Origin of the sequence: Cyanobium sp. Morenito 9A2 (assembly GCF_024345575.1) — a bacterium.
Taxonomy (GTDB): Bacteria; Cyanobacteriota; Cyanobacteriia; order PCC-6307; family Cyanobiaceae; genus ATX-6F1.
Genome location: NZ_JAGQBJ010000012.1, coordinates 65456 through 92399 on the forward strand (window position 1 = coordinate 65456; position 26944 = coordinate 92399).

Consider the following 26944-nt stretch of genomic DNA (forward strand, 5'->3'; position numbering starts at 1 on the left):
ACTCCACCGCCCCGCAGCCATGCCTGGACCGGCGTGCGGCGATCGCCCATGGGCCCTACCCGTGCCGCCCTCGTCATCAAGGGACTCCAGGGCCTGCGCCAGGCCGCGCACGCTCTCGAAGCGGGCGCTGATGCTTGTGCTCTCCCGGCCGATGATCAGCACCCCTGGCCGAAGCCACGACCGTCCCCGCGCTTGACGCGCCACAGCCTGAGATCCTCCTCCGGGCTGTTGCCTCGGCGGTCGTCTAGCAACGGCACCTGTTGCTCGGGAAGCCGGTCGCTGTTGGCGATCCCCAGGCGCTCGTCCTGGCTGCACCGACCCATGCCCTCTGTCGACCCCTCTGGCTGGGGAGGGGATTGGGGGGGCTGTGATGATTCAGCGCGGCCGGTCCTCCATGGATGAAGACGCGTCACCTTCCCCCCGGTTTCAGGAAAGATGTCGCCCCTCTTATCTGTGCACCCGGGTGCTTAAGGACATGACCAATGCGTCGTTACAGCGAGGCCGTCAGGGCTGATGTCAGGAAGCGGATGAGCCCGCCGCACCGGCAGAGCGTGGCTCGGATCTCAGAAGCGCTGGGCATTCACGCGATCACCCTCTACAAATGGAGAAAGACCTGGCGGTTGCAGGGAGAGGTGGTGCCGGCATCCCAGAAGGAACAAGAGGGCTGGAGCGCTGCCGACAAGTTCACGGTGGTGCTGGAGAGCGCTGGCCTCAACGCCACTGAGCTCAGCGCCTCCTGCCGGGAGCGGGGGCTCTCCCCTGAGCAGATGAGCCGCTGGCGGCAGGCAGCCACCGATGCGAACGCCAAGCCGGTGCTGACGATGGCCGAACAGAAGGAGCTCGAGAAGCTCCGCGCCCAGGACCAGTGCGAGATCAAAGCCCTCTAGCCGAAGTTTTCTCCGAAGGAGGGAAAGGAGCTGCAGCGCACGGAGAAGGCCATGGCGGAGATAGCGGCCTTGCTGGTGCTGCGAAAAAAGTGGGAGGCCTACTCCTTCGGAGAAGCCTGCGGCTCCTGTTCGGAGGACAAGGAAGGCTGACCAGCGCTCTGCACCGGCGGAAGGTGATCGAGCTGATCGACGAAGCGAAGGCCGCTGGCGCAAGGCTGGTTAGTGCCTGCGGGGAACTTGGCATGTCTTTGTGAACCTTCAAACGCAGGCGGAAAGCCCTTGGTGGTGATGGGGACGGCGTGGATCGCCGTAAAAGCAGTTCCCGCGTGGTGGGTCACCGGCTGAACGAGGAAGAGCGCCAGAGGATCTTGCTGACCTGTAACCAGCACGAGTACGCCTCGATGCCTCCGGGCCAGATCGTGTCTGTCCTGGCTGATGAGGGGCTCTACATAGGCTCCGAATCAATCGATCATCGGGTTCTGCACCAGGCAGGGCAGTGCCACCGCCGCGGGCGCGCCCGACTGCCGCAGGATCCACGCACCGTGCCACGCCTCAGAGCTGTTGGGCCAAACCGTGTTTAGAGCTGGGACATCAGCTTCCTGCCGACCACGGTGGGGGGTGTGGCTGTACCTCTACCTAGTGGTCGACGTTTGGAGCCGCAAAGTGCTGGCTTGGGATCTGGCTGAGGTGGAATCGGCTGAGATCGCGGCGGATTTGGTGCAGCGCGCCTGCATCAGGGAGCGTTACCGCCGTCCCAGCGGCTTTGGCAGCAAACAGTGCCTCCTGGCGCCACTGATCCTCCATGCCGATAACGGCAACGCAATGCGCGGGGCCACGCTGGAATCACGGCTGGAAGTGAGGTTGCCCCGGTTTCGTGGACAGGTCGATAGGAGTCACGCCATGACCCTCAGACTGTCCATTGATGACCAACCCAACCAAGACCAGACGCCGGTTCACGCCTCTGCAGAAGCAGGAGGCCATGGAGCTCTGCCTCAGTGAGGGGATCAGCTGTACGGCTGTGGCCCAGCGACTTGGCATTCCCATCAGCAGCCTGGCCAAGTGGGTCAGACAGGCCCGCATTGATCGGGGTGATTTCGGACCCAGCGACCAGGGCCAGCTGACCACCGATGAACGTGGCGAACTGACGCGGCTGCGCCAGGAGAACCGTGAGCTCCGGAGGGAGAAGGACTTTTTTCAGGCTGGCGGCAGCACACTTTGCAAAGGAGCAGCTGCCGCCGAGAGGTTTCGCCTGATCGAGGCGCTGTGTGAGCGCTTCTCCATTGCCTGGCTCTGCGGCCAGCTGGGTGTTGCCCGCAGCGGCTTCTATGCCTGGCGTCAACGCCAGCAGAATCCCGGCCCAAGGGCCCAGGAGAACGCTGCCATCACCACTGAGGTGGCAACGGTGTTCGAGCAGCACCGCGGCTTCTACGGCGCCCCTCGGATCCATCAGGAGCTGAGGGCCACCGGTCGCTTGGTGGGCCCGCACCGCGTCGCCAGGCTCATGCGTCGGGCGGCGCTCAAAGACAAGCCCAGGCGCAGTTTCATGCCATGCCGCAACAGTGGCAACAAGGCCGCTGGAGTGGCTGAGAACCTCCTGCAGCAGGAGTTCACGCCCCCAGAGCCGTAACCGCAGGCTTCTCGCGCAGCGAGTGGCGCTGTTGGGCAGGTGACATCACCTACATCCGCACCAGCAGCGGTTGGCGTTATCTCGCGGTTTGGATCGATCTGTACAGCCGCCGCGTGGTCGGCTGGGCCATGGCCGCCACCATGGAGGCCACCTTGGTGCTGGAGGCTCTGAACCGGGCCCTGGGCCATCGCCCGATCGAACCCGATCAACTCCTGATCCGCACCGATCAGGGCACCCAGTACCGGGCTACGGCCTACCGGCAGCTGCTGAAGAGCCGCCAGATCAGCTGCAGCATGTCGGCCAAGGGTTGCTGCTGGGACAACGCTGTGGTGGAAAGCTTTTACTCCACCTTCAAAGACGAGCTCGACCTGGATGAGGACACTGAGGTCCTGCACACGCCCGAGCAGCTGCAGCGTGATCTGGCCATCTGGATCGACGGTGACTGCAACCGTGAGCGACGTCACTCAGCGATCGGCTACCTCAGCCCGATCGACTACGAGCAGCAGTTCATAACTACCCGTAAACTCACCCCCGCGAGGCCCTGATCACGATCCACTGAATCGGGGTAACCCCAGTTGGTGCTCACCGTGTGATCTGTGAGATCACGGGGATGCTGCGTGCCCCGGTCAAGCCGCCCAGCGAGGCCAGCTCATGACCAGAGGCTTGCTGCAGAGCGACAAGGCCCACGCCCAGGCCCGAGCTCCTGCTCTCGTCACAGTCGGGCCGCTGCTCGATGGCGGACTGCTCCACTCTCCGCACCATCGCGATTGCTGGCGTGATGGTGGCGTGCTCGGTGTTGCTGATCCCTCCCTGGCCTCGGCCAGCACGGAACAATTGAGCTTCCGGGAGTTCATCGCCCAGGCCTATCCCCGCTACGGATTCCACCGCTGGGCAGTGGTGCTGATCGCCCTGCTGCAGGCGATCGCCGATGGCCAGCTCTCGCGCCTGATCGTCACCTGCCCGCCACGGCTGGGGAAATCGCTGCTGGTCTCCAAACTCTTCCCCGCCTACTTCATCTACCGCCACCCCCACCTCTTCGCCGCCATCGCCAGCTACAGCGGTGAGCTGGCCTATGCCCACTCCCGCGAGGCGCGCCACTTCTACCGCGTCACCGGCAACCAGCTCTCGAAGGATTCCGCGGCTGTTGGCAATTGGCTCACCCCGCAGCGTGGCGGCTGCATCGCCGCCGGTGTGGATGGACCCTTCACAGGCAAGGGCTATTCGCTTGGCATCATCGACGACCCCTACAAAGGCCCGGCCGATGCGGGCTCTGTTCGGGTACGGGCGCGCATCGAGGACTGGCTCAAGGCCGTCTGGTTCACCCGCGCTGAACCCCAGTTCATAGACGCGGGTGCTGGCGCTCTGCAGCGCAACCTCTCGGCTCAGGTGATCGTGCTCACCCGCTGGGATCACGAGGACGTCATCGGTTGGCTGATGGCCCAGGGAAGCGGCGATGCCCCGCAGGAGTGGCATGTGCTCAACCTGCCGGCGATTGCCGAGCACCGGGCCGATCGGCAGAGCTTCCCGGCCTCCTGCACGGTGGAGCCCGACTGGCGGCTACCCGGCGAGGCGCTCTGCCCCGAACGCTTCCCGCTTTCCGAACTGCTCAAGATCCGCACCCGGGTCGGGTCCTTCTGGTGGAACGCCCTCTTTCAGCAGCGCCCCTCGCCGATGCAGGGCGCCATCTTCCAGCGGGCCTGGATCAAGCCGCCGTTCCCCCGCGAACAGCCGCGTCGCTTTTCGCCCTTGGTGCTCTCCTGCGACCTTTCCTTCAAGGGGGAGGAACACAACGATCACTGCGGCTTCGTGCTGATGGGCTTGCTGCTACCGGATACGGCAGGGCCGCACACCGCGGGGCCTCTGGCCCCCAGCTTGAGCTGGAGGTGATCTGGGCGGCCCGCCATCACTTCGATCTGCCCCAGACGATCCGCTTCCTGCTTTCCACCCTCGCGGCGCTCGACGCCCAGGGTCTTCGCCCGAACGCGGTGCTGATCGAGGACGCGGCCAATGGCCCGGCCGTGCAGCAGACCCTCAAGCGCAAGGTGCCGGGCCTGCTGCCGATCCCCGCGCGTGGCAGCAAGGAATCCCATGCCCATGCCGTCGCGCCGCTGCTGGAAGCAGGCCAGGTGAGCTTCCACCACCGCGCCGCGCCGCTGGTGGAGGAGCTGCCGCGCTTCCCCAAGGGCACGAAGGATCTGGTCGATGCCTTCGGCCATGGGGGCCTGTGGCTGGAAACCCGCTACTGGCGGGGCCTGGGAATCAAGCGGGATCCGCTGCCGATGCTTCTCTCCCGCTGATCCCATGACCCAGCTTCTGCTGCTGGTTCATGCGAGCGCAACGGATGTTGTCGTTCCTTCGCCGCGTCTACGCCGCCGGCGGCGGCTCCCCTGCATTCATCAGCAACTCGTCTTTGCTTTCCCCTACCAGCCGCCTCCTCAGACGCCACGCAAGACCAGGCGGCAGCGGCCCGTGCACCCTCAGGCGGCGATCCATGCGCTCGCTCTGTCTCACGTGGACCTAGCAGACAAGATCGCCGGCAACTTTGCCCGCCGCACCACCCATCCCTTCGATGACCTCCGCCAGCTTGCGGTGATTGGCCTGCTCAAGGCCGCCGCCCGCTTTGATAGCAGCGGTGGGCGCTCGTTTCGTCCCTACGCCCGCACCTACGCCAACGGCGAGTTCACCCACTACCTGCGGGACCACGGCTTTGCCATCAAGGTGCCGCCGTCCTGGCGCGACCTCTACGCCAGTGGTCAGAAGCTGCTGCGGGAAGGACTGCAGCCGCAAGCGATTCCACAGCGGCTTGGGATCACCGCAGAGCGATGGCGGGAGATTCAGGATGCCTGTTCGACCACCGTGATTGCGCTACAGGCGGATGCCTGAATGTTTGGCTCCTGACTTGTGAACGACTAAGCAAACTGGCGGGGATGGAGCAAAGCGGAATTTCCGTCCAGCGCAGGGTCTTGATCGGCACTAATCTCCTCTCCTATATAGCACATCGAAGAGTTCTGGCGCCTCCTTGAGTATCGTGGCGACATGAACCCTCGCCTTAAACTGCAGGGAAGGGAAACGCTTCTTGAATTCATATCCAATCCTCAAAACCTTTTCATTCCATCCGTCTGACTTTCGATTCTCGAATAGCCAGTCAAGAAACTCGCCCAAACACGCAACTGCAACGATTTCAATTCTGCCCTTCTCGTGAATCAGAAACAGAATCCTAATGTCCCGATCCTGTCGATTGATTTGGTGATACTTCCCACTGTCAAACCACTGGAGATTCGCTTGCTTCTTGACTTCGATTCGGAGCGTCTCCCCTCGATTCTCGTATTCAAAATCATGCAAAGGCGCGTTAACACGCGTCCAATTGGATAGCAGGATTGCTACATCGCGCTCGCGTCCTCCTCTCCCAGATAGGTTCACTTTGTCAACGCGCCCTATGTCGAGAAGTTTTCGCGGTAGTCTCACCGTTTTCCTGATGCCGAACGCTCAAGATCAGAAGCGGGCGAACCAACTTGGGTACAGTCAATTCCCTCCGCTCCCGCCTTCTGTATCTTGATGTTAGAAGGTCTACTCATCGGTAGACATCTCTTCTATGGCCAACCTTCACAACGTCGACAATTCGCATTTCATCATTAACGGAGTAAATGACCCGATAGTTGCCTTGCCGGACACGATAGAGGCTCTGTCTGCCCGCGAGCTTTTCAGACCCTGATGGGCGAGGTTGAGTGGCAAGTGATTTGATCTTCTCAATCAATCGTGCCAGCGTTGCCTTGTCTGATATTACTTGTAGTTCTTTAGCAGCTGATGGCTTAATTGAGAGGCTATATTCGGCCACTATCTCTTAGGCTTGTGACAAACTCTTCGAAGCTAGAGCTTGGCTCATTTTGTCTCTTATCAGCATCTCTCAAATCATCAACATCTTCGGCCAATGTCATGCTCACTGCTTCATTGACCATGTCCGATATTGAGCGGCTACATGCAGCAGCTCTTAAGCGCAGTGCACGATGTACATCCGCGTTGAAGTAGATGGTGGCCCGTTTCGTTTCGTCCATCTCTGGACCTTAGCGCTTTGACGTCAGGACGTCAAGACGGCGGTGCCCCGGGGTCTCCTCTGATCCTTCTAACGCTGGCCTTGAGTGGCATGCAGGGAGCTTGGGGTGGCGGAGCTGAGGGCTGATGGTGGCCTGTCCACTCGAAGGGCTTGTTCGAAGTGTCGCCTTCCCACAGGAAACGTCCGCAGACTTCAGCTGCACAAGCAACTCTCATGCAACCTCAGCCACATCTGCAACAATCGCGCCCTCCTTCACAGATGCGCTCAATTGGAGACCTAAGGCTGAGATGACCTTCAAGATCTTATCAAAACTTGGGCTCCGATCACCTGAGAGTGCCTTATACAGACTTTCCCGCGACAGTCCTGACTCGCGTGCGACCTGGGTCATTCCCTTGGCACGAGCAATATCTCCCAATGCCTTTGCAATGAAGGCAGCATCCCCGTCTGATTCCTGAATACAGGCCTCCAGATAGGCAGCCATCTCTTCAGGAGTCTCTAGGAACTCGGCAACGTCATAAGGTGCCGTCTTCGTCTCCATCATTCATCCTCCTTGAAGTTACGAGCGAGATCCTGCGCATATTTAACATCTTTCGCATGGGTGCTCTTGTCACCACCGGCGAGAAGAATGACCAGCAACGAACCCCGCTGTTGAAAATAGACCCTGTAACCAGGGCCATAGTGGATCCGAAGCTCAGAGACTCCTGCCCCAACGGGCCGAACATCGCCTGGATTGCCGCAGATGACGCGTTCAACCCTGGCCTGAATGAACGCCTTAGCCCTGAGGTCCCGAAGACCTCTGAGCCAACGCGCAAACTCCTCTGTACGGCGAACTGAAACCACACTGACAGTGTAGCCCCGTGGCTACGAGCAGGCAAGGGCTCCGCACGGCATTCTCAAAGTGGCGGCACGATCCTTCGAACGCTCGCCATCACCTGGCCGCAAGGAGGCATTGGGGTAGATAGGGATCACACGGCGGCGGCTAAGGTGAATGGCGATGTTAGAAGTCAGTCCTTAAACTTCTCAAAGTACGCAGGGTCAACATCGTAGACAGTTCTCTTGAATACACCTAGCTCTACCCTCTGGAACGTTTCTACCAATTTGTCGCCGTCGACCAACTCGACCTGGGTGCCCCCTCTCTGCTCGCTTCCTGGATAGCCGCATTGCTGAATCCTGATGTGGTGATGATGATTCCTTTTTCAGCTCGTCCAAGCATGGTGTTGCGGAAGTCACCAACCTGAGCCCGGGACACCAGGTTTCCCTTTGCATAGCGCTTGCATTGAAACAGAACTCTGAAGCTGACAAATGGATTGATCTCAAGAGTGCCATAACCATCAATTCCACCATCAGCAGAGCCGCCGGTAACTTCCACATTCTCAAAGCCTGACTCTCTGAGAAGCTCTCTGCACACTTTCTCGAACACAGTAGGACTGATTGATCGCAGGGTGCTCAACAGATCTAGCTTCTCATTAGCTTCTTGCTCATCGACTCTGGCTTCAGGTGGGAAGACTTCCTCTTCAGTTTCAGGCACATCTCGCTTCTGCTTCCGATTCTCCGCGTGAATGGCAACCCATTTCAGGAAGATCTCTCGTGCATCCTTATCGTCGAGATATGTGTTTCGACCCTTCTCCGTAAGAGTCCATATTCCATGCTTGGACGAATCTAACAAGCCTTCCCAAACTAAATACTGCCTTGCCCATGCAACCTGATTATGGAAATTGCTTCCACCTGACTTGAGTGTCTGGTCTAGAAGCTCGTCTGAGAGGTTTAAGTTCCTATGACGTGGACCCCAGAAACTGAACCAGCCCTTATGAGAGCTTCCCTACCGGCCAGACTTGGCCAGGAGAAGCCCCATGAAACGCAAGCGTCACACCCCCGAGCAGATCATCCGCAAGCTGCGCACCGCTGAGCAGCTCCTCAACCAGGGCCAGAGCGTCGCTGACGTCTGCAGGACCCTGGAGGTATCGGCACCCACCTACCACCGTTGGCAACAGCTCTACGGCGGCATGAAAGCCACGGAGGCCAAACGGCTCAAAGAGCTGGAGCAGGAGAACAATCGTCTCAAGCGTTTGCTCGCCGATGCCGAACTCGATAAGGCCATGCTCTAGCCGAAGGCTTCTGCGTAGCAGTAGGAGTTAGCCGAGGGAAACTTCTGAGCCCGGAACGCCGCCGCAGGGCCGTGATGGTTCTGCAGGATCGATTCCGGGCGTCCCGGCGGCGTGCCTGCCGTCTGGTGGGCCAGAACCGCACCAGCCAACGCCGGCCCGTGCCGGTGACGGCCATCGAGGAGCAGAAGCTGAGACGGCGGATCCGCGAGCTGGCCAGGCGCCATGTGCGCTGGGGCCGGCGACTGGTCTACCGGCGGTTGCGGCTCGACGGCTGGAGCGTCAATCACAAGCGGGTGCAACGGATCTGGCGGGAGGAGGGGCTGCAGCGGCCCCTGCCGCGCCGTCGGAAGCGTTCACGCCCTGCCAGCGGCTCCAGGGAGCTGCTACGGGCTGACTACCCGCATCACGTGTGGGCAATCGACTTCCAGTTCGACCAGACGATGGATGGCCGTACGCTCAAGTTCCTGAACGTGGTGGATGAATACAGCCGGGTCTGCCTGGCGATTCGGGTGGGCCGGAGCTGCCAAGCTGTTGACGTGATCGACACGATTGAGGAGCTGCTCAAGCTCTATCCACCGCCCACTCACCTGCGCATGGACAATGGCCCTGAGTTCATTGCCCATGCCTTGGAGGAGTGGTGCACAGGCAGCGGTTCCGGCACGGCCTACATCGAGCCGGGTTCACCGTGGGAGAATCCATTCGTGGAGTCGTTCAACGGTCGCTTCCGGGATGAGTTCCTCAATATTGAGCTATTCGCATCGGTGCAAGAAGCCAGGCTATTGGCGGAACAGCACCGAATCGAGTACAACACCTACAGACCGCATTCGGCACTCCAGCAGTGGAGAGCGGCCTGACCACCCACCAGCTCTCAGAAGTACTGGACCAGCAAAGGGGGTCACGTCACTGGCCCAATGACTCTCGGTCGGAGCGGGTCTGCTCAAAACTTTGCTGGGTGGAGCTGATCTGCAAAATGAGTGTTTCGCGTTCTTGACGAATCGATTCGAGTTGCGTTCGACTTCCAACTGCACTTTCTCGAGCTTGCAAGACTTGATCCTGAAAGGCCTTGGCTTCTTGCTGCTGTGACTGTAGTTCTAGGGAGAACTTCTCCAGCCCTTGGTCTGCTTTTAATAGCCGCTCTTCAAGAAGTCTGCGTTCACCATGACCTTCTCCCGAAGACCCACTAGAAAAGAGACGACTAAAAACAAAGCCAATAATTAAGCTAGTCAGAACACCAGTGATGAAGAGGAGTGTCGGAGCCACGGGGGATAGAAAATTTGGATCAGTCTTTCAGTTGGCGCCCCCTGTTACCAATGCCTGATAGATCAGTTATTGGTAACAGGGGGCTCCTCTTTCGCCACCTGCACGATGGGTGACCACCCATCAACACCTGGTGCTCACCAGGGAGGAGCTACTCCCCGGTAAGCAAGCACCACTGCCTTGTGAGGTCGAAGTCGTCCAGCAGAACCGTGTCCCAGAAGGTCTAGTACAACAGTGACACTGCAAGTGCTACACTGATGGAATCCTCAATGACGTCCTCAATCCCCCATGGATCAACTCCTTCCCTTGGCCCAGCAGTGGCTTGCTCAGTTGCCTGTGACCGCACTCAGCATCGACAACCTTGTGGAGGAGGGCCTCATGGGCTGCTCCGAGCAGGATCTGCTCCCTTGGTTGGCTGAGGCCCGCGCGTTTGAGGCCATCAGCCGGATCACCTGGGTCAAGACCAAGCCGGATGGAGAGGGAGAGGTCGCCCTGATGACCTCCGATGTGACGGGTCTGGACGAGCTGCTCGAGTGGATGCTGGAGAGCCGGGGTTTCTGTCCGAAGGTCTATGCGCCGGAAGAAGAGCCCATCGTTCCCGGTTCCCTGGTCGCGCTGATGCCCACGGCCTACAACCTGCCGGAGGGCAGCAGCTCGGAAGAGGTTCTCACCGAGGAGATGCTGAAGGTGCTGGCCGAGATTTTTCAAGATCTCAAGCAGGCTTACGGCAACCACGCTCATCTCCATCGCCTGGACTATGGAGTCTTCATGGCCGCGGTGGACGAGCACGACGTCATCGTGCTGACGGGGCAGTTCATCGACCTCAATGATGGCGAGCTTTACGACTTCACGTTGGATGGGATCAAGCAGCGCCTGCGCTACAGCTCGACCGGGGTGATCCATCCCGCCTTTGCCCATCGGCTGGACGGAGCCGTCGCTGAACCGGCTCACGCGGCCTCCTCACAAGCGTGAGTGGAGGGTCGATGCCATCCCTCTCGCTAAAAGTATCGTCCCTACTTTTCGACGACCCACCTTTGCATTCTACATATAAGGTTTACCGTCTTTAGTCGTCTCAATATCGTTGCCCGATTAGTTATTTAGCCTAAATGAGACAATATTGTACCCATTGCTCTTGGGTTAAGCGCACATGCTTCCACTACACCGTTCTCAGTTGGCATGCCAATTCCTAGTTCGTTGAGTTCCAGTGTGACATTGTGGCTGGCTTAGACCACAGCTCCAGTTTAGTCACTGTGAACTCAAGGCTAACAGTATTGGGGCGAGTTTCAACGTCACTGATCTTCCTCATACCAGACGGAGTTTCGCCCATTGCTCTTGAACTCTCCGGTTAATGCACGAGCATTCCGGAAGGCGACGACGATGCGCCCTTTCTCGACGCATTCTTGTACGTGGGCGCGAGCAGCTTGTATGGAAAAGGAGTCCTTGTCTTTCGAGTGCTTGAGCATCTCGTGCTCGACGTACTCATCAAGACGGTTTGGGTCCATGACGTGCGTCGTATCCGTGTCAATCTCAGCAGCAAGCAAGAAGTGATGCCCATGGAGCGTGCCAATTCTCAGGATGCGCTCATTGCGTACGCGGTTCAGCGATGCAAGCCAGAATCCAGTAATTCCGTGACGTGAGCCAGATGGCTTGGCGAGTACAGAATCGACTACCGCATCTACCAACCAAGACTTGACGTTGAACGACATAGGGTATCCAATTCAGTTCAGCTGACATCTCGGCGATCATCTTCCATGGAAGCTTGGACCAAGCGGCACAACCGATTGATCTGCTCCGCCTCCTCCACCGTGTTGGCGATACCCGTTACGAGGCCGGGTGAGCCGACAACGATCGAGAGGCAACGGGCACGGCTGATGGCCACGTTGAGCCGGTTGGGCTGCAACAGGAAACCCAGGCCCCGGGGGGCGGCATCTCCGTCACTGGCGGTGAGGGAGTGGATGGCCACGGGGGCTTCCTGGCCCTGGAATCGGTCCACCGTTCCCACCCGGGCACGGTTGCCCAGCCTTTGCTGCAGCCGGTTCACCTGAACGTTGTAGGGAGCCGTCACCAGGATGTCGATCGGGGTTAGGACCCCACTGCGTTCAGCGCCGCTGCTGGCATGGCGGTAGCTGGAGCCCAGCAGGGATTTCACCAGCTGAGCGATGCGCTCGATTTCTTCTTCTGAGCTGACGCTGCAGCCGGTGTGCTCAACCGCCTCAAACACCAACCCTTGGCTGGGGAGGACTCCACCATCGCTGCCGGTGAAGGGCTCCCGCCACTCGATCCGGTTGATCGCATTGGCGGGGCTGGCCTTGAGGCGGCCGTCGTAGAAGAGCGCCGACACCATCGAGGTGAGCGAGGGTTCCATCCGCCAGCTAGTGGCCAGGAACACGCCCCGATCTGCCGGCACCACCGCTTTGTCCTGCATCAGATACTCCAGGCAGGAGCGGCCGCTTTCTCCCGGGTGATCGGCCTGGCTGGGCTGGGCCAGTTGCTGCTGGTCGCCCACTAGCAGGATTCCTCGGGCGCAGCGAGCCATCACCAGCAGATTGGCCAGGGACATCTGCCCCGCCTCATCCACCACCAGCCAGTCGAAGGCCTCCTCCATCACGGGGCGAGCGAACATCCAGGCCGTGCCGCCCACCACGGCCATCGAGCCAGTGAGTGCATCGGGTTTGCAGAGCGCCACGGGCTGGCCGACCAGACCTTTGTCGTCTTTAGCGGTGCTGCATTTCACCACCTGCTGGCTGAGGCCACGGCCGGCGCAGGTGCTGTGGGCCTTGAGCAGCAGGTTGTTGATCGCGGCGTGGCTGTTCGAGCTGATCGCCACCCGCAGACCGCGCTGCACCAACTCGGCGATCATCTCGGCGGTGACGGTGGTCTTGCCAGTGCCGGGGGGGCCCTGGAGAGCGAGGGTCAGATCGCTGTGGGAGGCAAGAAACGCCGCCAGATGGGCCGGCAAGGCGCTCGGATCGGCTGCGAGGGCAGCATTGAGCGAGATCAGTGGCTCAATGGCACGGCGCTCCAGCAGATGAACGATGGCGGCAGGGATGGGCTTGCCACCATCCACCCAGCTCTCGGCCTGGGCCAGCAGGCTGTCGCGTAGAAGCTCGCTGATGTCCTCGGGCACCTTGATCAGAGGGATGGGACCCCTGGGAAGTTCCACCGCCTGGCCGGCGGCCTGCCGCTTGTCTCTCGTGCTCCAGGGGTACTTGAGGGTGAGGGTGCCCTGTTCGCCGTCGATCACCACGGCCTGGAGCTTCTGGCCGGTCTCGGGGATCTCCAGCTTGATGGACCCATCTCCCAGAGCGACATGGAGTTTGAGGGTCTGACTCGGATCGAAGCAGAAGGTGTGCAGATCGGCGCCGGTGCGCGCACTCGGCACACTCTCGGAGCCTTGCCAGACGGCGCCGTTGATCGCCTCGCCATCGGCGTCGAGTTCCTCCGGACTCTGCAGGGCCTTGCCCCTGCGATCGAAGTAGGCCCACCAGGCCACCTTGGCCTCGCGGTGATGGAACGGCAGCAGCTGGGCTAGCAGGCGCTGCACCCGCCAGCTCAGGCCCCGGGGTCCCGGTTGCTCCTGGGCAAGCAAGTCGGCTTCTGGGGCATTGGCGGCTGGATCGCTCTGGAGCTGCTCGGGCAACTCGGCGATCAACCGGGCGCTGAGGGTTTCCAGGGGCCAGGGTTCCGCCTCAGGGCGTTCCTCCTCCGGATATTCGAGTGGTTGCTCGGGTAGTCCCTGGGCGCGGCGCAGATCCAGCAGCCAGTCATGCAGCAGCACCGTGGAGACACAGTCGTCGCGGTTGTAGTCCTCGATGGCCTGAAGCCTGGGACTGGCTTCTGGGGCTGCGCCCGGCAGGGAAGGCTCACCGGAGGACTGCCAGTGCAGGTAAGCGACGACGGAATCACCGGCGTTGGTGACATCGGCGCCGCGGGGGCCCATGTAGAGCCCCTCCACCTTCTTGATCGAGTAGCTGCCCTCACCGAGCACGATCGAGCGGGTGACGATCGGCAGCAGGTCACAGAGCAGATCACTGCGCAACCAGTTGTCGATCACCGCTTCTCGGGTGGAGTGCTGCTGGGAGAGGCGGCGCATCGCCGACTTTTCATAGCTGGCGTAGTGGTAGACGTGCAGGCTTGGATGAAGGCGCCGTCGTTCCTCCACCCAATCCACAAACCCCTCGAAGGCCCGCTTTTCTCCCAAGGAGCTATGGCCCCACCAGGCGATGAAGGCTGCCGGCTCAGCCGGGGCCTCCCGGTAGCAGGCCCCAAAGAGGTATTCGAGCTTCTTGGCGGCAACGGCATCCTGAATGCCCTCCATGTCGAACCAGATGTCGCCGGCATCGGCGGCGGGGAGGGCGGCCAGGCCCTTGCCCGGCTGCAGGGGGCGCACCAGGAAGGCGGGCGTCCCATCGGCCCCATGGGGTGTGAGTTGCAGCTGGGCCTGCTGACGTAACTCGAACAGGACCTCGGCCGCAAGGCCAGCGATGCTGGCGCCGGGAGACAGTGCGGCCAGCTGCTCGATCGTGTGGATGCCGGCGGTCTTGAGCTTGAGGCGCTGGGTCTGGCGCATGTTCGCCACCAGCACGAGATCCCGCTCGGCAATCAGCCGCTCCTCGATGAAGGCGCTCCAGCTGCCGTGATCACCGGGTTCATCCTCCGGCGGCGAGGCGGAATCAAAGGAAGCACAGAAATCGCGGTAGCGGTTGCGGAGCTGCTGGTACCAGGCCCAGAAACGATCGGTGTCATAGGTCTGGAAGCGGCCACCACCGAGAAACAACTCGAAGCGATCGGGCCGGTGCCCCAGCAATGGAGTGAGCAGCTCGACGTAGGCACAGGCCTGGACCAGAAAAGTGGTGCGTGGCTTGCTGGCCAGCTTGCATTCGATCGGGATGTAGCTCCATTCGCCGAGATCTGAGGGCTGGGGAATCCTGCGCAGCACATCGGCCGAGCCCCGGAGCTCTCCGTTGTTCAGAGAGGCCTGATGGATGAAGTCGAACCCTGCTGCCATCGCCTCGCGGGTGGCGACGTAATCAGCCTCGTTCTGCTTGCCGGCCAGGCGGGCGATGCGATAGCCCTCGGCTTCCAACCGGTTGAGCAACACCTGCTCGAGGCGCAGACCATCGGCGAACAGTTGCTCATCAAGGGAGGAGGGAGGCGGTTGCTCGCCAGTGAAAAGCCCCCTGGCTTTGAGCTCCTCCCACCAGGCCCCGATCCGAGGGCTGCGGCTGAAGAGGGCGAGTTGGCTGGGGGTGATAGGGCGGTGTGCCATGAAAATGAGAAGTGTATTTCAGCCAGCTTTGTCTATTATCCAAGAGACAAGACCTGCTTCAATAGCCATAGGGGCAATTCTAGTAGTATCGAGTATGGTTACAATTGAAGCATCTATTTCAGGTGGAATTATATATTCTTCTAAAGCAATCTCGGAAGTATGAAAAACGTAATAAAATGCACTATATGTTCCTCGATCGGCAGCTTGCAGGTATTGCTCAAACTCTACTGGGGTAGTTCTTGCTTTGACTTGAACGGCTACCATGGCGCCATTGAGAGGGTTTTCAAAAGCAATATCAATAAAACTCATTACTCTTCCGGTAATGCTTACTCGTCGGAGAGTCTGTGAGAAGATGAGTTCCACCAGCAGTTCAAAGTCCCCAGGCGTTAGTGAGCGGATGGCCTCGGATAATCCGCCGTAGAGCTCCTCCATGGCATTATCAATTTTGATTTGATAGGGATGTCGCTGGCAGTTTATTCGACGAAGTAGGTAGTTCCTTACATCAATCCCAACAGCGCAAGAAGTGCCAGGGAAGCCCTTCGTCATAGTCACGCGGCCCGAAAGCTTATCTTCAAGCAGCTCTCTACCACTCACGTCAGAGCAATACCACTTGTCAACCACCTGACGATAGCTGCCTCCATCCTCACTTGAGCGTCTTGGTGCAATTGCAGGATCGAGAACTGCATAATAAAGCTTCCGTGCATGAAACGTTACCCAGAGAGTTTCGTCTCCTGATTCAAAAAAGAAGCGCAACTGATTTGTTGTACGCGTTGCCTCCTTTCTCCTGGCAGGGTCGCTTCCTTTCGCACTGTTGTAATGGAAATCCCAAACTTTCCTCCAAGCCTCAGAAAGGTCACTGGCGATCGGCGCCTCAGAGATGAGCCGAAAGCAGTCCGGATCAGCTGAACAAAATCCAATATAGCAATTATTATCCGCTATGCAACTTGCCTCTCGACAGCCTTTTTCGCCTAGCTTGATAAAGCGCACATTCGTGATCTTGCTAAGATTAATGGTCATAGATAAATCCAAGATTACGGGAATAATTCCGTGTGAAGGGGTTAAGAAGCCAAGGATCGTCTTCGATCTGCTTTACGCCTGAATCTGTCATTACAAGAAACTTATCGGTCCTCCATCTACGTCACCGTGATTCTGGGCCCAAAGCCAGACACGTCAACACTCCACTGCAGAACGCTCCCGTATCAATTCCAATCCGATGCGGTAACCGCGTCACCTGGTAGTCATGGCGAAAGGTATGCCCATGCACCACGGTGTAGGGCAACTCGTGGGGCTTGGTGAGAAATGGCCGCCGGATCCAGATCAGGTCATCTGTGGCCTGGTGCTCCAGGCGGATGCCGGGGCGGACGCCTGCATGGACGAACAGATAGTCGCCGCGGATGGCCGTGAACGGCAGCTGCTCGAACCAGTCCCGGCGCTCGCGGGCCAGGGGCAGGAGGTCAGGGTTGCCGCCGTTGTACAGCCATAAGTCCACGTCCTGGTCCTGCGCTCTTGGCGCCAGCGCCTTCAGCAGCATCTGCTCGTGGTTGCCCCGCAGCACCGTCACCGCCGCCAGACCGAAGGCGGCGGGATTCTCCTGCAGCAGCCACACCTGCTCCAGCACCTTCCGGTCGCCCTCGGATTCGGGGGAGCGATCGATCAGGTCCCCCAGGAAGATCAGCTCAGCCCCCGTGTCTAGGTGCGGCCAGAGTTTCTGCTCCAGCAGGGAGGCGCAGCCGTGCACATCCCCGATGGCCACCACGTCAGTTCTGGTCATCGGCGCTATCCCAGACGTTCAGGCTGGAGCGCTGCGACTCCCGCTTCAGGTTCTTGCGGCTGCGGTTCGGGTCGCTCTTGAGCATGGCCAGCTTTTCGTTCAGCAGGTCGAGTTCCCGCGAGAGCTTGGGGCTGGCGGGCATCGCCGACAGCTCCTCATACAGCTGGCTCAGGTTGAGGCTGGCGCTGCTGATATCCCCCCGATCAAGTTCGGCGATCACATGTCTGCGCTCCCGGTTGGCCCGCAGCAGCGCCAGTTGTTCAGCCACCGCCTCATCGGGGTCAAGCTGCTTGATCTCCTCGCTGTCCATCACCGGCAACGTCAGATGCTCGATCAGGGTCTGCCGTTCGCTGCTACCGGGAGCCTCCCAGGCCAGCCGCACGCTGAGGATCTCCTGATTGGGGATCCAGGCGGGCAGTTGGAGCTGCACACCCACATTGAGCTCCTGGCCGGCGCGCAGATTGGGGAGCTGGTGGTTGCCGGCACCGGTGGGCTTGAGGTCGTTGAGCAGATCCACCACCTCGGCGCCATGCTTGCCGCGCACCCCCAGGCTCACCCGCCGCCCGATGGTGGTGGCCAGGCCCTGAAGCTCGGAGGCGTAGAGATCCGCCAGCTGGCTGGGGCTTTCGATGTGGGCCAGGGTGCCATCGCCTGCAGCGGCCATGGCCCCCATCAGGTCTTCATCGAAGTCCGCCCCCAGGCCAAAGGCACTGGTGCTGATGCCCCGCTGGGTGAGGCCTGCCACCTTGGTGGCGATCTGTTCCTGGTCGGTGAGGCCCTCATTGGCCTGGCCATCGGAGAGCAGCAGCACCCGGTTCATCTGGGTGGGATCGAGGTGTTCGGCCACCTGGGTGGCTCCAGCCAGCCAGCCATCAAAGAGGGCCGTGCAGCTGCCGCTGTGGATGGTGTTGATTGCCGCGATGAAGGGCTGGGGATCGATGACGGGGGTGGAGGGCACGACCACCTTCACCTCGTCGTCGAAGCTGACGATGGCGAGACGATCACGGTTGGTGAGTTCCCCGGCCAGGAAGCGGGCCGCCTTGCGGGCATAGCTGAGCTTGGTGCCGCTCATCGAGCCGGAGCGGTCGATCACCAGAGCCAGGTTCAGCGGAGGTCGCTGCTGACGTTGGGGCTCAGCTTTCAGGGCTGGGGGTGTGATCGTGAGCAGCAGATCAAGGCGTGACGGGCGATCAGAAGCCACGGCAGGCCGCAGGGGCCGAAAGCGCAGGCTGGGTTGGGTCATGGTTGGTTTGAAAGGCGGTTGGATGGGAATTGGACAGGGTTTGACGGTGCTGGGCTCAGCTCTGGGAGCCGTCGAGCAGGTCGTTGAGACGTTCACCGAGCTTCTGGAGCCAGGACAGGCGGCGACTTCCAGGCGGCGGAATCGAGACCGAATCACTGATGTGTAACTCGATTCCAGGGAAGAGGCTGAAGCGGTGCCAGCGGCTGGCGGCGTCGCGACTGCCGCCACTCCGAGAGGTGCTTCTGGAGGTGCTCCGGGTGGAGGAGGAACTGGGAGAGCGGGAGAAGGAAGGAGACGGCAGCGGTGAGCCGAGCAGGGATAGGGGCAGGGAGCCACTGCCCTCAAGCCGTGAGGGAGAAGACTCCCGTTCGAGGCCCTGCAGGTAAGCCAGGGCCTCGTTGCCGGGTTCGCCCGATGGGGTGGGCGTTGCGGGGGGGTCAGTGGAACCCTCGAGCTGAGCGAGCTGATCGGCGATCTCGTCGTCCGCCAGGACGCAGAGGGGGGCAATGGCCGAGAGGCTGAGACCGCGCCGGGCCAGGGAGCGGATCAGCAACAACTGCAGCAGGTGACGTTGGCCATAGACGGCACTGCGGCCCTCCTTGCCGGGGCGATCGATCAGCCCCTGGGTGGCATAGAGGCGCACGGTGCGCGCGGTGATCTCCTCCCCCAGCTGTTCACTGGCCAATTCCAGGAGATCCTCGAGGCCATAGAAGGTCTCGAAGGATTGGGGGGGCAGGGAATCGGCTGGGGGCTTGACCATGAACCTATGATTACACAGTTGCAGTGCAACCGTCAAGCGGTTTGAGTCATGGGGCAGGCGCCCCTGAACCACGCATCAAGCTTCCCCCCTTCTCGCCCGGTCTGGGCGGCACCTCCTGCGAATGACCACCACCCCCACCGCACCCAACCTCCAGCAGCGTTTGCTCGAGCATCTGCAGGTGCTGGCCCGACCCCGCCACGCCCGCTGGGATGAACTCGGCCTATTGGCCGTGCGCTCCTACATAGCCGAACAGCTGGGTGCCCTGGGCCCCGTGGAGGAGCACCGCTTCCACTCGGGGATCGATGCGGGCGTCAACCTGATCCTCAAACTGCCCGGCCAACACAACCACCTTGACCCTCTGCTTGTCGCCGCCCACTACGACGGGCCGCTTAATTCACCCGGTGCCGACGACAACGCCACGGGTGTGGCGGCCCTGATCGAGCTGGCCCAGCGCTGGGCGGTGAATCCCGCAAAGCGACCGGTGTGGATCGTCGCCTTTGATCTCGAGGAGTGGGGCATGCTCGGCAGCGCGGCCCTGGCCACTGAGCTCAAGGCTTCCGGCCAGAAGCTGCGGCTGATGGTCAGCCTGGAGATGCTCGGCTACACGGCCGAAACCCAGAACTACCCGGTGCCCGGGATGCGGGCCCTGTTCGGCGATCGCGGCGACTTCATCGCCGTGGTGGGCAACACGGCCACGGCTCCGCTGCTGCCGGGCCTGGCCCAGCGCATGGGGCGGCACGTGCGCACCAACGTGCTTCCCGTTCCGATGAAGGGCCGGCTGCTGCCCGATGTGCGCCTCTCCGACCACAGCCCCTTCTGGGATGCGGGCTACGACGCCGTGATGGTCACCGACACCTCCTTCATGCGGAACCCCCACTACCACCAGGCCAGCGACACGATCGACACCCTGGATCTGCCCTTCCTCGCTGCCGTCACCGAAGCGGTGCAGGCCGGCCTGAGCCAACTCTGAAGCCATCGCCATGATTTCCACCGCCGATGTCCTTCCCACGCCGGGACAAATCGATGCCCTGCTGCGTTACCTGCCGGTCTTCGAGCAGGAGGGATACGTGGCCGGGACCCCTGTCCACCTTGAGGGGCATTTCCCGTCCTGGGACATGAGCCCGGAGCTGAGCGCCTTTCATCAGGCCGTCTACGCCAACGGCTTCGTATTCAGCTTTGACTGGAGCACCTGGGGGAATGCGGAAGGGAAGAACTTCTTCCAAGAGCCGGAATCTCTCAATCGGGCGGAACTGCAGGACCTGCGGCGGCTGTTGACGGCTCTGGTGCGTTCAGAGCGCTTCTGTGACGGCTCCCTGATCGGTCATGTGCGATCCGGGTTCGTCGCCACGATCCTGCAACGGCTTCTGGTGTTGAGGCAGGAAATTCTGCCCAGTGCTGACTGGGAGGTTTCGCTGGGGATGGGACGACGCGCCCAGGGCTGCCTGACGGGCCTGGCGATCGGCGATGCCCTGGGTGCTCCCGTGGAGTTCTCACCCCCTGGCAGCTTCGTGCCCATCACCGACTACCGCGCCGGCGGGCCCTTCAACCTGGAGGCCGGCCAGTGGACCGATGACACGTCGATGGCCCTCTGCCTGGCTGAATCGCTGCTCAGTTGCGGTCGCCACGATCCGAAGGACCAGCTCAAGCACTACTGGCGTTGGTACAAGAACGGAGAGAACAGCGTCAACGGCCGTTGCTTTGACATCGGCAACGGCACCCGCGAGGCCTTGGAGCGCTGGAAGCGGAGGAAAACCGTGAACGCAGGCGGTCCCCAAAGCCTTGGCAATGGTTCGCTGATGCGGCTGGCTCCGGTGGCGATCGCCTGGTGGGAGGACCGCGCCTTAGCAGGCGAACAGTCGGGACTCAGTGCCCGAACCACCCACGGTCACCCCCATGCCCTCGCTGCCACGGCCTACTTCGGAGAGCTGCTCGCCTGGGCCCTGCAGGGGGCCAGCAAGGAAGAGCTGTTAGGCCCCTGGTGGGAGGGGCCCCCGGAGGTGCAGGCGATCGCCCATGGCAGCTGGCGCACGGCTTCGATCGTGGCCACGGGCCATGCGCTGCGTTCGCTGGAGGCGGCCCTGTGGGCCTTCGGCAGCACAGAGAGCTTTGAAACCTGCGTGCTGGCGGCTGTGAACCTGGGTGATGACGCCGACACGGTGGGGGCCATCGCCGGACAACTGGCTGGGGCGCACTACGGCCTGGGCGCGATTCCCCAACGCTGGATTCAGGGTCTGCAGGACCACAGTCGCTTTCTTGAGACGGCCATGAGGCTGCTGGATTTCAAGGCCATCGCCGAGGAGGTCTCCTGCTGACGCCGCACCAACGCAAGCTCAATCGGGGTTGATCAGCGCCCGGACGCTCAACCAGCTGTGGGCCCTGCAGGGGTCATCGCTGATGGTCAAGACCACCGTGCCGCACATCGGTGTGGATTCCGGATCGTCATCGGAGATGGCATGGCTCGCAACGCTGCTGCGAAGCAGATGATGCTTTTCCTTGAGGATCTCCACGAAGTCAGAGGGTGACCACTGGGATCCTGGTCCGCCGCAGGGATAACGACTCAACAGATCAAGGAAACTGACAGACTGAATCACCGGATTTAGGCTCGAATCCCAGACAAGAATGGAAGAAGGGTCCACGTGATTCTGATCACGTAAAGCCCTGAACGGCCCATCAAGCAGGGCGCTGATCAACTCATCATTGTCTGTCATAAAAAAGAGAATGGAATGAATTAACCTTGTGACTTATAAAGAAGTATCTGGAAGGATAAAGAGATTCTCAATTGTCCAAGTGGTGGAATATCATTGACGTCTTCCGAGTACACTTACCCTAAAATGGCCGTATCCCAGATGATGGCATACTCATCGATGGGCTCGGCCTTTGGAATTTAGCTGAATTCACTCTCATGCGGCTTGTGTTCAAGATCACCAAGCCAGTCACTGACTTTGAGGTCAGGATCAACACTTGAAAACCCCTCCTTGCCATAGCTGTAGCGACCGCACGCATCATCTTCTGCGTCGATGTTGGCATCTGCATCGGCAACGAGTTCCAGCTTGCTGATCAGCTGCTGGAAGCCGGATTCCGTCAGAATCGATCGGAAGTCGTCGATGTAGCCCTGCCCCAACAGCACCCGCTGGGGCCAGCGGCCATGGCGAGCCCGGAAGCCTTCGATGGCCCCGAACAGGCGGACAAGATTGCGGTCGTAACCGTTGGGCATGGAATTCACATCAAGGGTGTAATGGTGGCTCGGGCTCAACGAGCAGGCAGGTCAACGCAGCTGACGACTCTGGTAGGCATGCATGGCACTCCAGGCGGAAAGGGCCGCATCGTGGTAGGCGGTGTCATGGATCGCATTTTTGAAGTTCGGGTAATCGATTTCTCCGACTCGTGCAGCCATGGCTTCGGCCACGCGCTGGCGTGGAACCCAGGCACGAAAGGCATAATCGGCGCCATCCACGCTGAAAACAGAAGCCTCAGGAAACACGCGCTCGATGTCCCCCTGGCGGCGAGCGCGCACCAGAAGCCGTTCGCCCTTGGGATCCTCCCGATCGGCAACGACCGAGAGAAAGGCATCATTGAGAAAAATCCACATGTTGTTGTCTCGTAAAAGTTAGGGGAGGGGATGTCCCGGCAGACCTGCTTGGGACACCTTTTTGAAACTTGAAGGCCATGCTATTGATTGGCATCTACCTGCCGAATATCCATACCCCACAGTCGGGTGTAAGTCTATGCATCGCTGTCTGGAAACTTGTCGCCATACTTTTCCTTAGCCCAGGCCAGCGCTTCAGGAGAGATGCCAAACCGGCTGTCATTACGGGCAGCAAATTCGGCTTTGGTTCGCTTGGTGCGCCGTGGGGTTTCTTCTGGCTTCTCCCTGAGGGTTTTCATGTTGTCGGTGGCCATGGGTATTCTCCGTTGTTGTTATAGATCTAGTAGAAAAGTGCCATGACCGAGCTAAGGGCATGAAGAGTAAGGGTCAATAGGGACAGAAAGGGACAGGAACATTTGTGGGACCAAGAGAATGGAGCGGAAAAAAAAGGGGGGGCGACCATGCCCCCTATAATGACACGGTTGCACTGCAGGTGTCAAGTTCAAGCTGTTGTCTTGACCGTATGGCCTCAGAAGCTCCGCCGAGCTGATTCGGGCTGAACAAAGGATCAAGTGATCAGCTGCGACTTCTCTGCAACCGGCCCTAGTCCCTGGCTTCTGCGCAGCAGTAGGGCGCCCGACACGGGGCGCCCTTTTCATTGGGGACGTTCAGCAGCGCTTCGATGCTGGTCGCCTTCTCTTCGTCGAGGCGTTGTCTGGCTTCCCCGGCAGCGGCATGCCGGCACAGGTTGCCAGGCCTAGCGTTTGAGCCATGCCGCCGGGTGGGCCATGGCCGTGGTGAACCGCTGCGCGGTGGGGATCTACCCCGCCCAGAAGTTGCTCGACTGGGCCCTGGCGCTTGAGCTGGATATCGACGCTGGTGGAGCCCGGGAGCCCTGACTGTATCTGATCCCCGACTACGACACGGAAGAGGAGGCCGAGAAGATCCTCGAGGAGATCTACGAGACGATCTTTGAGGCGGAGCTGGATTTCTGGCACCGTGACACCGGCACCTGGCCTGCGGAACGCACCTACCCGGTGTTCAGGAAGTGGTTCGATGTGCGTTTCTACCCCCTGATCCAGGACCTGGTCGGAGAGGAAATCACCACCACAGAGGTGGATGAGGAGTTCGTCGGCGAGCTGCGCACGGCGCTGGAGGGGCAGGAGCCGCGCTCCTGAGCGCGGGCACAAGGGAAAGGACATCGGCCTTCAGACTGGGCTGATGCCCCTGCACTTGCGTCCACTTGCCGCTCTGTTGCTGGCGGTGGCGATCACCCCGGCGGCGCTATCCCCGTCGTCTGCGTTGGCCGGTACCGAGGTTCGCGCCACGGTGCTCTCGATCGGGGATGGCGACACCATCCGTGTGCAGCAGGGCCAGCAGCGGATCACGGTGCGGCTGGCCTGCATCGATGCGCCAGAGATGGCCCAGGCCCCCCATGGCGCCCAGGCCCGCAGCTACCTGCAAAGCCGCCTGCGGCTGGGCTCCAGCGTGATCCTCAGACCTCAGACGGTGGATCGCTACGGGCGCACGGTGGCCGAAGTGATCAGTGGCGTGAACATCAACCTGGCCCTGGTGGAATACGGCATGGCCTTTGCCTACCGGAAGTACCTGGGCCAGTGCGATGCCAAGGAGTATCTGGATGCTGAGTTCCGGGTCTCCCGCAGCCGCTACGGTGTGTGGCAGGTGCCTGGCGGCATTACCCGCCCCTGGGACTTCCGCCGCAGCCGATCAGCAGGGCGATCAGCGAGCACCACCGAGCCCATTCCTGGTGGCCGGAAGTATCGCTGCAAGGAGATCGACTCGTATCAGCAAGCCCAGGAACTGTTGCGCCAGGGACACACTTATTTGGACTCCAATGGTGATGGTGAGGCTTGCGAGAGTCTCAGATGAAGGGACGGACACCCGCACCTTCTTGACCTGGCAACCATCAGCCGAGCCATTAGCTTTCGCCTGTCAATGCCTCTCCCCCATGGCCCTCATCGGATCTGACCTGCTCGCCAAAGTCAAGGAGCTTGGTGATGCGTCCAAGTCCGATCTGGTGCGAGCCGCCGGCTACCTCAGCACCAAGAAGGACGGCAGCGAGCGGCTGAACTTCACGGCCTTCTATGAGGCGCTGCTGGAGGCCAAGGGCGTCACCCTTGGAGATGGCGGTGGCAACGGCAAAGGAAGGGCAGGCCGCAGCTTGAGCTACATCACCAAGGTGCAGTTCAACGGCAACCTCATGGTGGGCAGGGCCTACACGACCCTGCTCGACCTCAAGCCGGGAGATGAGTTCGAGATCAAGGTGGGTAAGAAGCAGATCAAGCTCATCCCCCTCGGTGCTCCAGAAGAGGAGTGAACTGAAGATGCCGGCATAGGCGCCAGCCATTCCTGACAGCCCGCTCAGGAGAACCCCACCCCGTTCATCCCGGGGAGTTCTTGTTGTTCGCCACCAAGGGGTAGCTAGTGCCTATCGGGCCTACTCAGCGCGGAAGAGAGCAGAGCCAGGGCACCGGGGCGCGGCAGGTGCGCCAGTCGCCATTGGTGCTGCTCACCTCCACACCGATCAGGCTGGACGGATGGTCGGATTCGCTGAGGTGACCGATCCACTCGATCGCATCGGCAATGGCGTCATCAAGGGAGCTGTATTGGCCGTCGAGCTGGCGGTGCGGCTCGCAGCTGCCATCGATGAGCCGGTAGCTGCGCTCGCTTGACCTGGCTGCCTTGCTCAGCAGAGCAGCGGCTACGGATGACGGCATGTCAGTTCTCCTTGGGTCAACACCTTGATTAGAGCAAGGGGCGAGCGGCTGTATCCGGCGGAACACTTTGATCTGTCGTTACAGCGACGGCAACCAAGGTTCATGCCTTCCAAGGCGGGCGCAGGGGTAGCAATGGCTTTTCAGTCGTGGCGGAGGCGACTGGGGAAGAAGTTTGGGTTGCTGCTGAGTTGCTCTGGATGTGGGGATTGCTCTGCGTTGGCCTCCGCATTCACCTCCATCGCCTTGCGGCAGCGCTGCAGCAGCTCTTGCCTAAGGGCATCGGGCTTTTCGATGCGGATGCCTCCGCCAAAGGCAAAGAGCCAGCTGCGTAGGTCGATGTCGGCGGCCACGGTCCAAGGCGGCAGGTCCAGTTCCATAATCAAGGTCGCCTGAATGGCCGCCAAGGAGTGACAACTTCCCGAAAGTCACCGCCGGTGGTGGTCAAGGCCGCCGGCAACGTCCCGAGCCGCATGCGGCGCATCAGCTGTCTGGCGGTGCTCACCTTCCTGCTCACGCTGATGGCCGCCTGCTGGTGGGGCCAGGCGCTGCTGGATCTGTTAGCGATCACCCTCGATTTCTTTGGGGTGGCCTGAGGGCTTACATGTTGCCGATCGGCCTGCGGTTGATCTATGGCAAGGAGGTGAGCTAATCCGAACTCGACCACGATGAGGTCCTGCTGGGGGTTGTGCCGATTGAGCTGCCCTTGCTGGCCTGACCTGGCACCATCTCCTTGGTCGTGTCGGATGCCCCGCCGAATTGACAGGGTCGCTTGGCCCTGAGCGCAATCATCGCCCTGCTGGCGCTGGGGATTTATTTGGTGATTTAGCGAAGCAAATAAACGTGGCACAGGGTTTTGCTTTGCTGGAGCCACATCGACATCTGTGCCACATGGGTTTCTGAGGCCTTGACACGACAGGGCTTTTGAGCGGTTCGGACTTTATTGGGTAGTAGCTCCGGTTGGTCGGCGCGGGGGAAGCTAGTGATCCGCCCTGAGTATTGGAGCAGGGTCCGGATCATCAGATCGGGTTTGTCTCTTCGCACCGCCAAATTGGCTCTACTGCTCCTCCTCAGATCCGCCGCACAACCACCACTCCGCGGCTAAGGCCAGAGCTGCTGTCGGTGCTGCGGATTGCCTGCCAGAGATCGGCCAGGGGCACCCATGCCGACGGATAGCGGTAACGGGCCACATCGAGAATCAGCACCCGATCCGTGGCGGCGTGGTACGCGGCCACCGGGGAGATGTGGCCGCCGCCGGCCTGGCCCAGGGCCTTGCGGTCGTAGTTCACCAGCAGGCGATCACCGCTCTGGCTGAGGTTGCTGCGCAGTAGCAGCCGGAACTGGGCCTGGCTGAGACGATTGCCATGGATGGCCCGCGCCTGCAGCCCATGGCTGGCCAGCATCGACCGCATCTCCTGCAGGGTCATGCCCCTGCGGGCGACCTGCTCGGGGCTGAGCACCGCCCGGGTGGCGGCTGATTCGAAGACGTTCTCCTGGGTCCAAAAGCGGTAGCGCCCGTAGCCCGCCGCTGGCGGGGCCGGCACCGCCAGGCTGTTGAGCACCATCACCATGCTGGCCACGCCGCAGTAGGCGGGATTGGCCTGGGTGAGGAACTGCTCGGCCAGCGGTCCGTAGTCGGCGCGATCGACGCTC

At 60.9% G+C, this 26944-nt stretch carries 34 protein-coding genes and 1 pseudogene; 14 read left to right on the forward strand and 21 right to left on the reverse strand.

The window, feature by feature from the left end:
- Window positions 1-155: 155 nt before the first annotated feature.
- Entirely contained in the window at window positions 156-323 is a 168-nt protein-coding gene (locus KBY88_RS13295) for a hypothetical protein (protein ID WP_254940417.1), read from the reverse strand.
- A gap of 204 nt (window positions 324-527) precedes the next feature.
- Here KBY88_RS13295 and KBY88_RS13300 point away from each other — a divergent pair, with 204 nt between their 5' ends.
- The 6 genes from KBY88_RS13300 (at window position 528) to KBY88_RS13330 (ending at window position 5397) form a co-directional block, all read left to right on the forward strand.
- A complete protein-coding gene (locus KBY88_RS13300; protein WP_396103166.1) occupies window positions 528-887 on the forward strand; it encodes a helix-turn-helix domain-containing protein in 360 nt (119 codons plus the stop codon).
- 922 nt (window positions 888-1809) lie between these two features.
- Window positions 1810-2514 (forward strand): transposase, encoded by a 705-nt coding sequence (locus KBY88_RS13310; protein ID WP_254940420.1) that lies wholly within the window; start codon window positions 1810-1812, stop codon window positions 2512-2514.
- 53 nt (window positions 2515-2567) lie between these two features.
- Window positions 2568-3059 (forward strand): IS3 family transposase, encoded by a 492-nt coding sequence (locus KBY88_RS13315; RefSeq protein ID WP_254940455.1) that lies wholly within the window; start codon window positions 2568-2570, stop codon window positions 3057-3059.
- A 106-nt stretch (window positions 3060-3165) separates the two neighbouring features.
- Window positions 3166-4401: a terminase gene (locus tag KBY88_RS13320; protein ID WP_254940421.1), complete on the forward strand. Its 1236-nt coding sequence runs from the start codon at window positions 3166-3168 to the stop codon at window positions 4399-4401.
- Window positions 4398-4811, forward strand: coding sequence for a phage terminase large subunit family protein (locus KBY88_RS13325; RefSeq protein WP_254940422.1), 414 nt, complete (start codon window positions 4398-4400; stop codon window positions 4809-4811). The genes KBY88_RS13320 and KBY88_RS13325 overlap by 4 nt, the downstream gene beginning before the upstream one ends.
- 4 nt (window positions 4812-4815) lie before the next feature.
- Window positions 4816-5397, forward strand: coding sequence for a sigma factor (locus KBY88_RS13330; RefSeq protein WP_254940423.1), 582 nt, complete (start codon window positions 4816-4818; stop codon window positions 5395-5397).
- Window positions 5398-6085: 688 nt separating this feature from the next.
- Here KBY88_RS13330 and KBY88_RS13335 read toward each other — a convergent pair.
- The 6 genes and pseudogenes from KBY88_RS13335 to KBY88_RS16315 all read right to left on the reverse strand — a co-directional run.
- Window positions 6086-6349, reverse strand: coding sequence for a type II toxin-antitoxin system RelE family toxin (locus KBY88_RS13335; RefSeq protein ID WP_254940424.1), 264 nt, complete (start codon window positions 6347-6349; stop codon window positions 6086-6088).
- Window positions 6336-6566 (reverse strand): RH3 domain-containing protein, encoded by a 231-nt coding sequence (locus KBY88_RS16435; protein WP_514130644.1) that lies wholly within the window; start codon window positions 6564-6566, stop codon window positions 6336-6338. Before KBY88_RS16435 ends, KBY88_RS13335 begins: the two co-directional genes overlap by 14 nt.
- Before the next feature lie 210 nt (window positions 6567-6776).
- Window positions 6777-7106: an addiction module antidote protein gene (locus KBY88_RS13340; protein ID WP_254940425.1), complete on the reverse strand. Its 330-nt coding sequence runs from the start codon at window positions 7104-7106 to the stop codon at window positions 6777-6779.
- Window positions 7103-7405: a type II toxin-antitoxin system RelE/ParE family toxin gene (locus tag KBY88_RS13345; RefSeq protein WP_254940426.1), complete on the reverse strand. Its 303-nt coding sequence runs from the start codon at window positions 7403-7405 to the stop codon at window positions 7103-7105. Before KBY88_RS13345 ends, KBY88_RS13340 begins: the two co-directional genes overlap by 4 nt.
- A 250-nt stretch (window positions 7406-7655) precedes the next feature.
- Window positions 7656-8093 (reverse strand): restriction endonuclease, encoded by a 438-nt coding sequence (locus KBY88_RS13350; protein WP_254940427.1) that lies wholly within the window; start codon window positions 8091-8093, stop codon window positions 7656-7658.
- A gap of 93 nt (window positions 8094-8186) precedes the next feature.
- Window positions 8187-8324, reverse strand: a pseudogene (locus KBY88_RS16315) (winged helix-turn-helix domain-containing protein); the annotation flags it as partial.
- Window positions 8325-8415: 91 nt separating this feature from the next.
- Here KBY88_RS16315 and KBY88_RS13355 point away from each other — a divergent pair.
- Window positions 8416-9524 (forward strand): IS3 family transposase gene (locus KBY88_RS13355; protein ID WP_254940428.1). Its coding sequence is split into 2 segments (ribosomal slippage): window positions 8416-8658 and window positions 8661-9524, totalling 1107 coding nucleotides; the frame shifts between segments, so codons are not numbered across the junction.
- Window positions 9525-9570: 46 nt separating this feature from the next.
- On the opposite strand, the gene KBY88_RS13360 is transcribed toward KBY88_RS13355, so the two are convergent.
- Entirely contained in the window at window positions 9571-9930 is a 360-nt protein-coding gene (locus KBY88_RS13360; protein WP_254940429.1) for a hypothetical protein, read from the reverse strand.
- 303 nt (window positions 9931-10233) lie between these two features.
- Between KBY88_RS13360 and KBY88_RS13365 the strand changes: the two genes are divergently transcribed.
- A complete protein-coding gene (locus KBY88_RS13365; RefSeq protein ID WP_254940430.1) occupies window positions 10234-10899 on the forward strand; it encodes a hypothetical protein in 666 nt (221 codons plus the stop codon).
- 317 nt (window positions 10900-11216) lie between these two features.
- On the opposite strand, the gene KBY88_RS13370 is transcribed toward KBY88_RS13365, so the two are convergent.
- The 6 genes from KBY88_RS13370 to KBY88_RS13395 form a co-directional block, all read right to left on the reverse strand.
- On the reverse strand, window positions 11217-11633 hold the full coding sequence (locus tag KBY88_RS13370) for a hypothetical protein (RefSeq protein ID WP_254940431.1): 417 nt from the start codon (window positions 11631-11633) through the stop codon (window positions 11217-11219).
- A gap of 17 nt (window positions 11634-11650) precedes the next feature.
- Window positions 11651-15196, reverse strand: coding sequence for a TM0106 family RecB-like putative nuclease (locus KBY88_RS13375; protein WP_254940432.1), 3546 nt, complete (start codon window positions 15194-15196; stop codon window positions 11651-11653).
- 18 nt (window positions 15197-15214) lie between these two features.
- Entirely contained in the window at window positions 15215-16213 is a 999-nt protein-coding gene (locus tag KBY88_RS13380; RefSeq protein ID WP_254940433.1) for a PDDEXK family nuclease, read from the reverse strand.
- A 121-nt stretch (window positions 16214-16334) separates the two neighbouring features.
- On the reverse strand, window positions 16335-16967 hold the full coding sequence (locus KBY88_RS13385) for a metallophosphoesterase family protein (RefSeq protein ID WP_254940434.1): 633 nt from the start codon (window positions 16965-16967) through the stop codon (window positions 16335-16337).
- Window positions 16954-18210, reverse strand: a complete 1257-nt coding sequence (locus KBY88_RS13390) for a vWA domain-containing protein (protein WP_254940435.1) — start codon at window positions 18208-18210, stop codon at window positions 16954-16956. Before KBY88_RS13390 ends, KBY88_RS13385 begins: the two co-directional genes overlap by 14 nt.
- A gap of 55 nt (window positions 18211-18265) precedes the next feature.
- Entirely contained in the window at window positions 18266-18970 is a 705-nt protein-coding gene (locus KBY88_RS13395; RefSeq protein ID WP_254940436.1) for a MerR family transcriptional regulator, read from the reverse strand.
- A gap of 121 nt (window positions 18971-19091) precedes the next feature.
- On the opposite strand from KBY88_RS13395, the gene KBY88_RS13400 reads away from it, so the two are divergent.
- Together KBY88_RS13400 and KBY88_RS13405 are read left to right on the forward strand one after the other, a co-directional pair.
- The gene (locus KBY88_RS13400; RefSeq protein WP_254940437.1) at window positions 19092-19940 is read left to right on the forward strand and encodes a M28 family peptidase; all 849 of its coding nucleotides are present in this window, start codon (window positions 19092-19094) and stop codon (window positions 19938-19940) included.
- Between the two features lie 10 nt (window positions 19941-19950).
- Complete coding sequence (locus tag KBY88_RS13405; RefSeq protein WP_254940438.1) at window positions 19951-21282, forward strand: ADP-ribosylglycohydrolase family protein; 1332 nt, start codon at window positions 19951-19953, stop codon at window positions 21280-21282.
- A gap of 18 nt (window positions 21283-21300) precedes the next feature.
- Here KBY88_RS13405 and KBY88_RS13410 read toward each other — a convergent pair whose 3' ends face one another.
- The 4 genes from KBY88_RS13410 to KBY88_RS13425 form a co-directional block, all read right to left on the reverse strand.
- Window positions 21301-21531, reverse strand: a complete 231-nt coding sequence (locus tag KBY88_RS13410) for a hypothetical protein (RefSeq protein ID WP_254940439.1) — start codon at window positions 21529-21531, stop codon at window positions 21301-21303.
- Between the two features lie 323 nt (window positions 21532-21854).
- On the reverse strand, window positions 21855-22184 hold the full coding sequence (locus tag KBY88_RS13415; protein WP_254940440.1) for a hypothetical protein: 330 nt from the start codon (window positions 22182-22184) through the stop codon (window positions 21855-21857).
- A gap of 51 nt (window positions 22185-22235) precedes the next feature.
- The gene (locus KBY88_RS13420) at window positions 22236-22559 is read right to left on the reverse strand and encodes a hypothetical protein (protein ID WP_254940441.1); all 324 of its coding nucleotides are present in this window, start codon (window positions 22557-22559) and stop codon (window positions 22236-22238) included.
- 134 nt (window positions 22560-22693) lie between these two features.
- Window positions 22694-22870, reverse strand: coding sequence for a hypothetical protein (locus KBY88_RS13425; RefSeq protein WP_254940442.1), 177 nt, complete (start codon window positions 22868-22870; stop codon window positions 22694-22696).
- A gap of 723 nt (window positions 22871-23593) precedes the next feature.
- On the opposite strand from KBY88_RS13425, the gene KBY88_RS13430 reads away from it, so the two are divergent.
- The 3 genes from KBY88_RS13430 to KBY88_RS13440 all read left to right on the forward strand — a co-directional run bounded on the left by KBY88_RS13430 (window position 23594) and on the right by KBY88_RS13440 (window position 24894).
- Window positions 23594-23734: a hypothetical protein gene (locus KBY88_RS13430; protein WP_254940443.1), complete on the forward strand. Its 141-nt coding sequence runs from the start codon at window positions 23594-23596 to the stop codon at window positions 23732-23734.
- A 43-nt stretch (window positions 23735-23777) separates the two neighbouring features.
- The gene (locus KBY88_RS13435; protein WP_254940444.1) at window positions 23778-24446 is read left to right on the forward strand and encodes a thermonuclease family protein; all 669 of its coding nucleotides are present in this window, start codon (window positions 23778-23780) and stop codon (window positions 24444-24446) included.
- Window positions 24447-24525: 79 nt separating this feature from the next.
- A complete protein-coding gene (locus KBY88_RS13440; RefSeq protein WP_254940445.1) occupies window positions 24526-24894 on the forward strand; it encodes an AbrB/MazE/SpoVT family DNA-binding domain-containing protein in 369 nt (122 codons plus the stop codon).
- A 124-nt stretch (window positions 24895-25018) separates the two neighbouring features.
- On the opposite strand, the gene KBY88_RS13445 is transcribed toward KBY88_RS13440, so the two are convergent.
- Together KBY88_RS13445 and KBY88_RS13450 are read right to left on the reverse strand one after the other, a co-directional pair.
- Window positions 25019-25294, reverse strand: a complete 276-nt coding sequence (locus KBY88_RS13445) for a hypothetical protein (protein ID WP_254940446.1) — start codon at window positions 25292-25294, stop codon at window positions 25019-25021.
- Between the two features lie 140 nt (window positions 25295-25434).
- On the reverse strand, window positions 25435-25698 hold the full coding sequence (locus KBY88_RS13450; protein ID WP_254940447.1) for a WCX domain-containing protein: 264 nt from the start codon (window positions 25696-25698) through the stop codon (window positions 25435-25437).
- Between the two features lie 3 nt (window positions 25699-25701).
- On the opposite strand from KBY88_RS13450, the gene KBY88_RS13455 reads away from it, so the two are divergent.
- A complete protein-coding gene (locus tag KBY88_RS13455; RefSeq protein WP_254940448.1) occupies window positions 25702-25887 on the forward strand; it encodes a hypothetical protein in 186 nt (61 codons plus the stop codon).
- 474 nt (window positions 25888-26361) lie between these two features.
- Here KBY88_RS13455 and KBY88_RS13460 read toward each other — a convergent pair.
- The coding region (locus KBY88_RS13460) for a phytochelatin synthase family protein (RefSeq protein WP_254940449.1) at window positions 26362-26944 on the reverse strand (583 nt) is incomplete at its 5' end.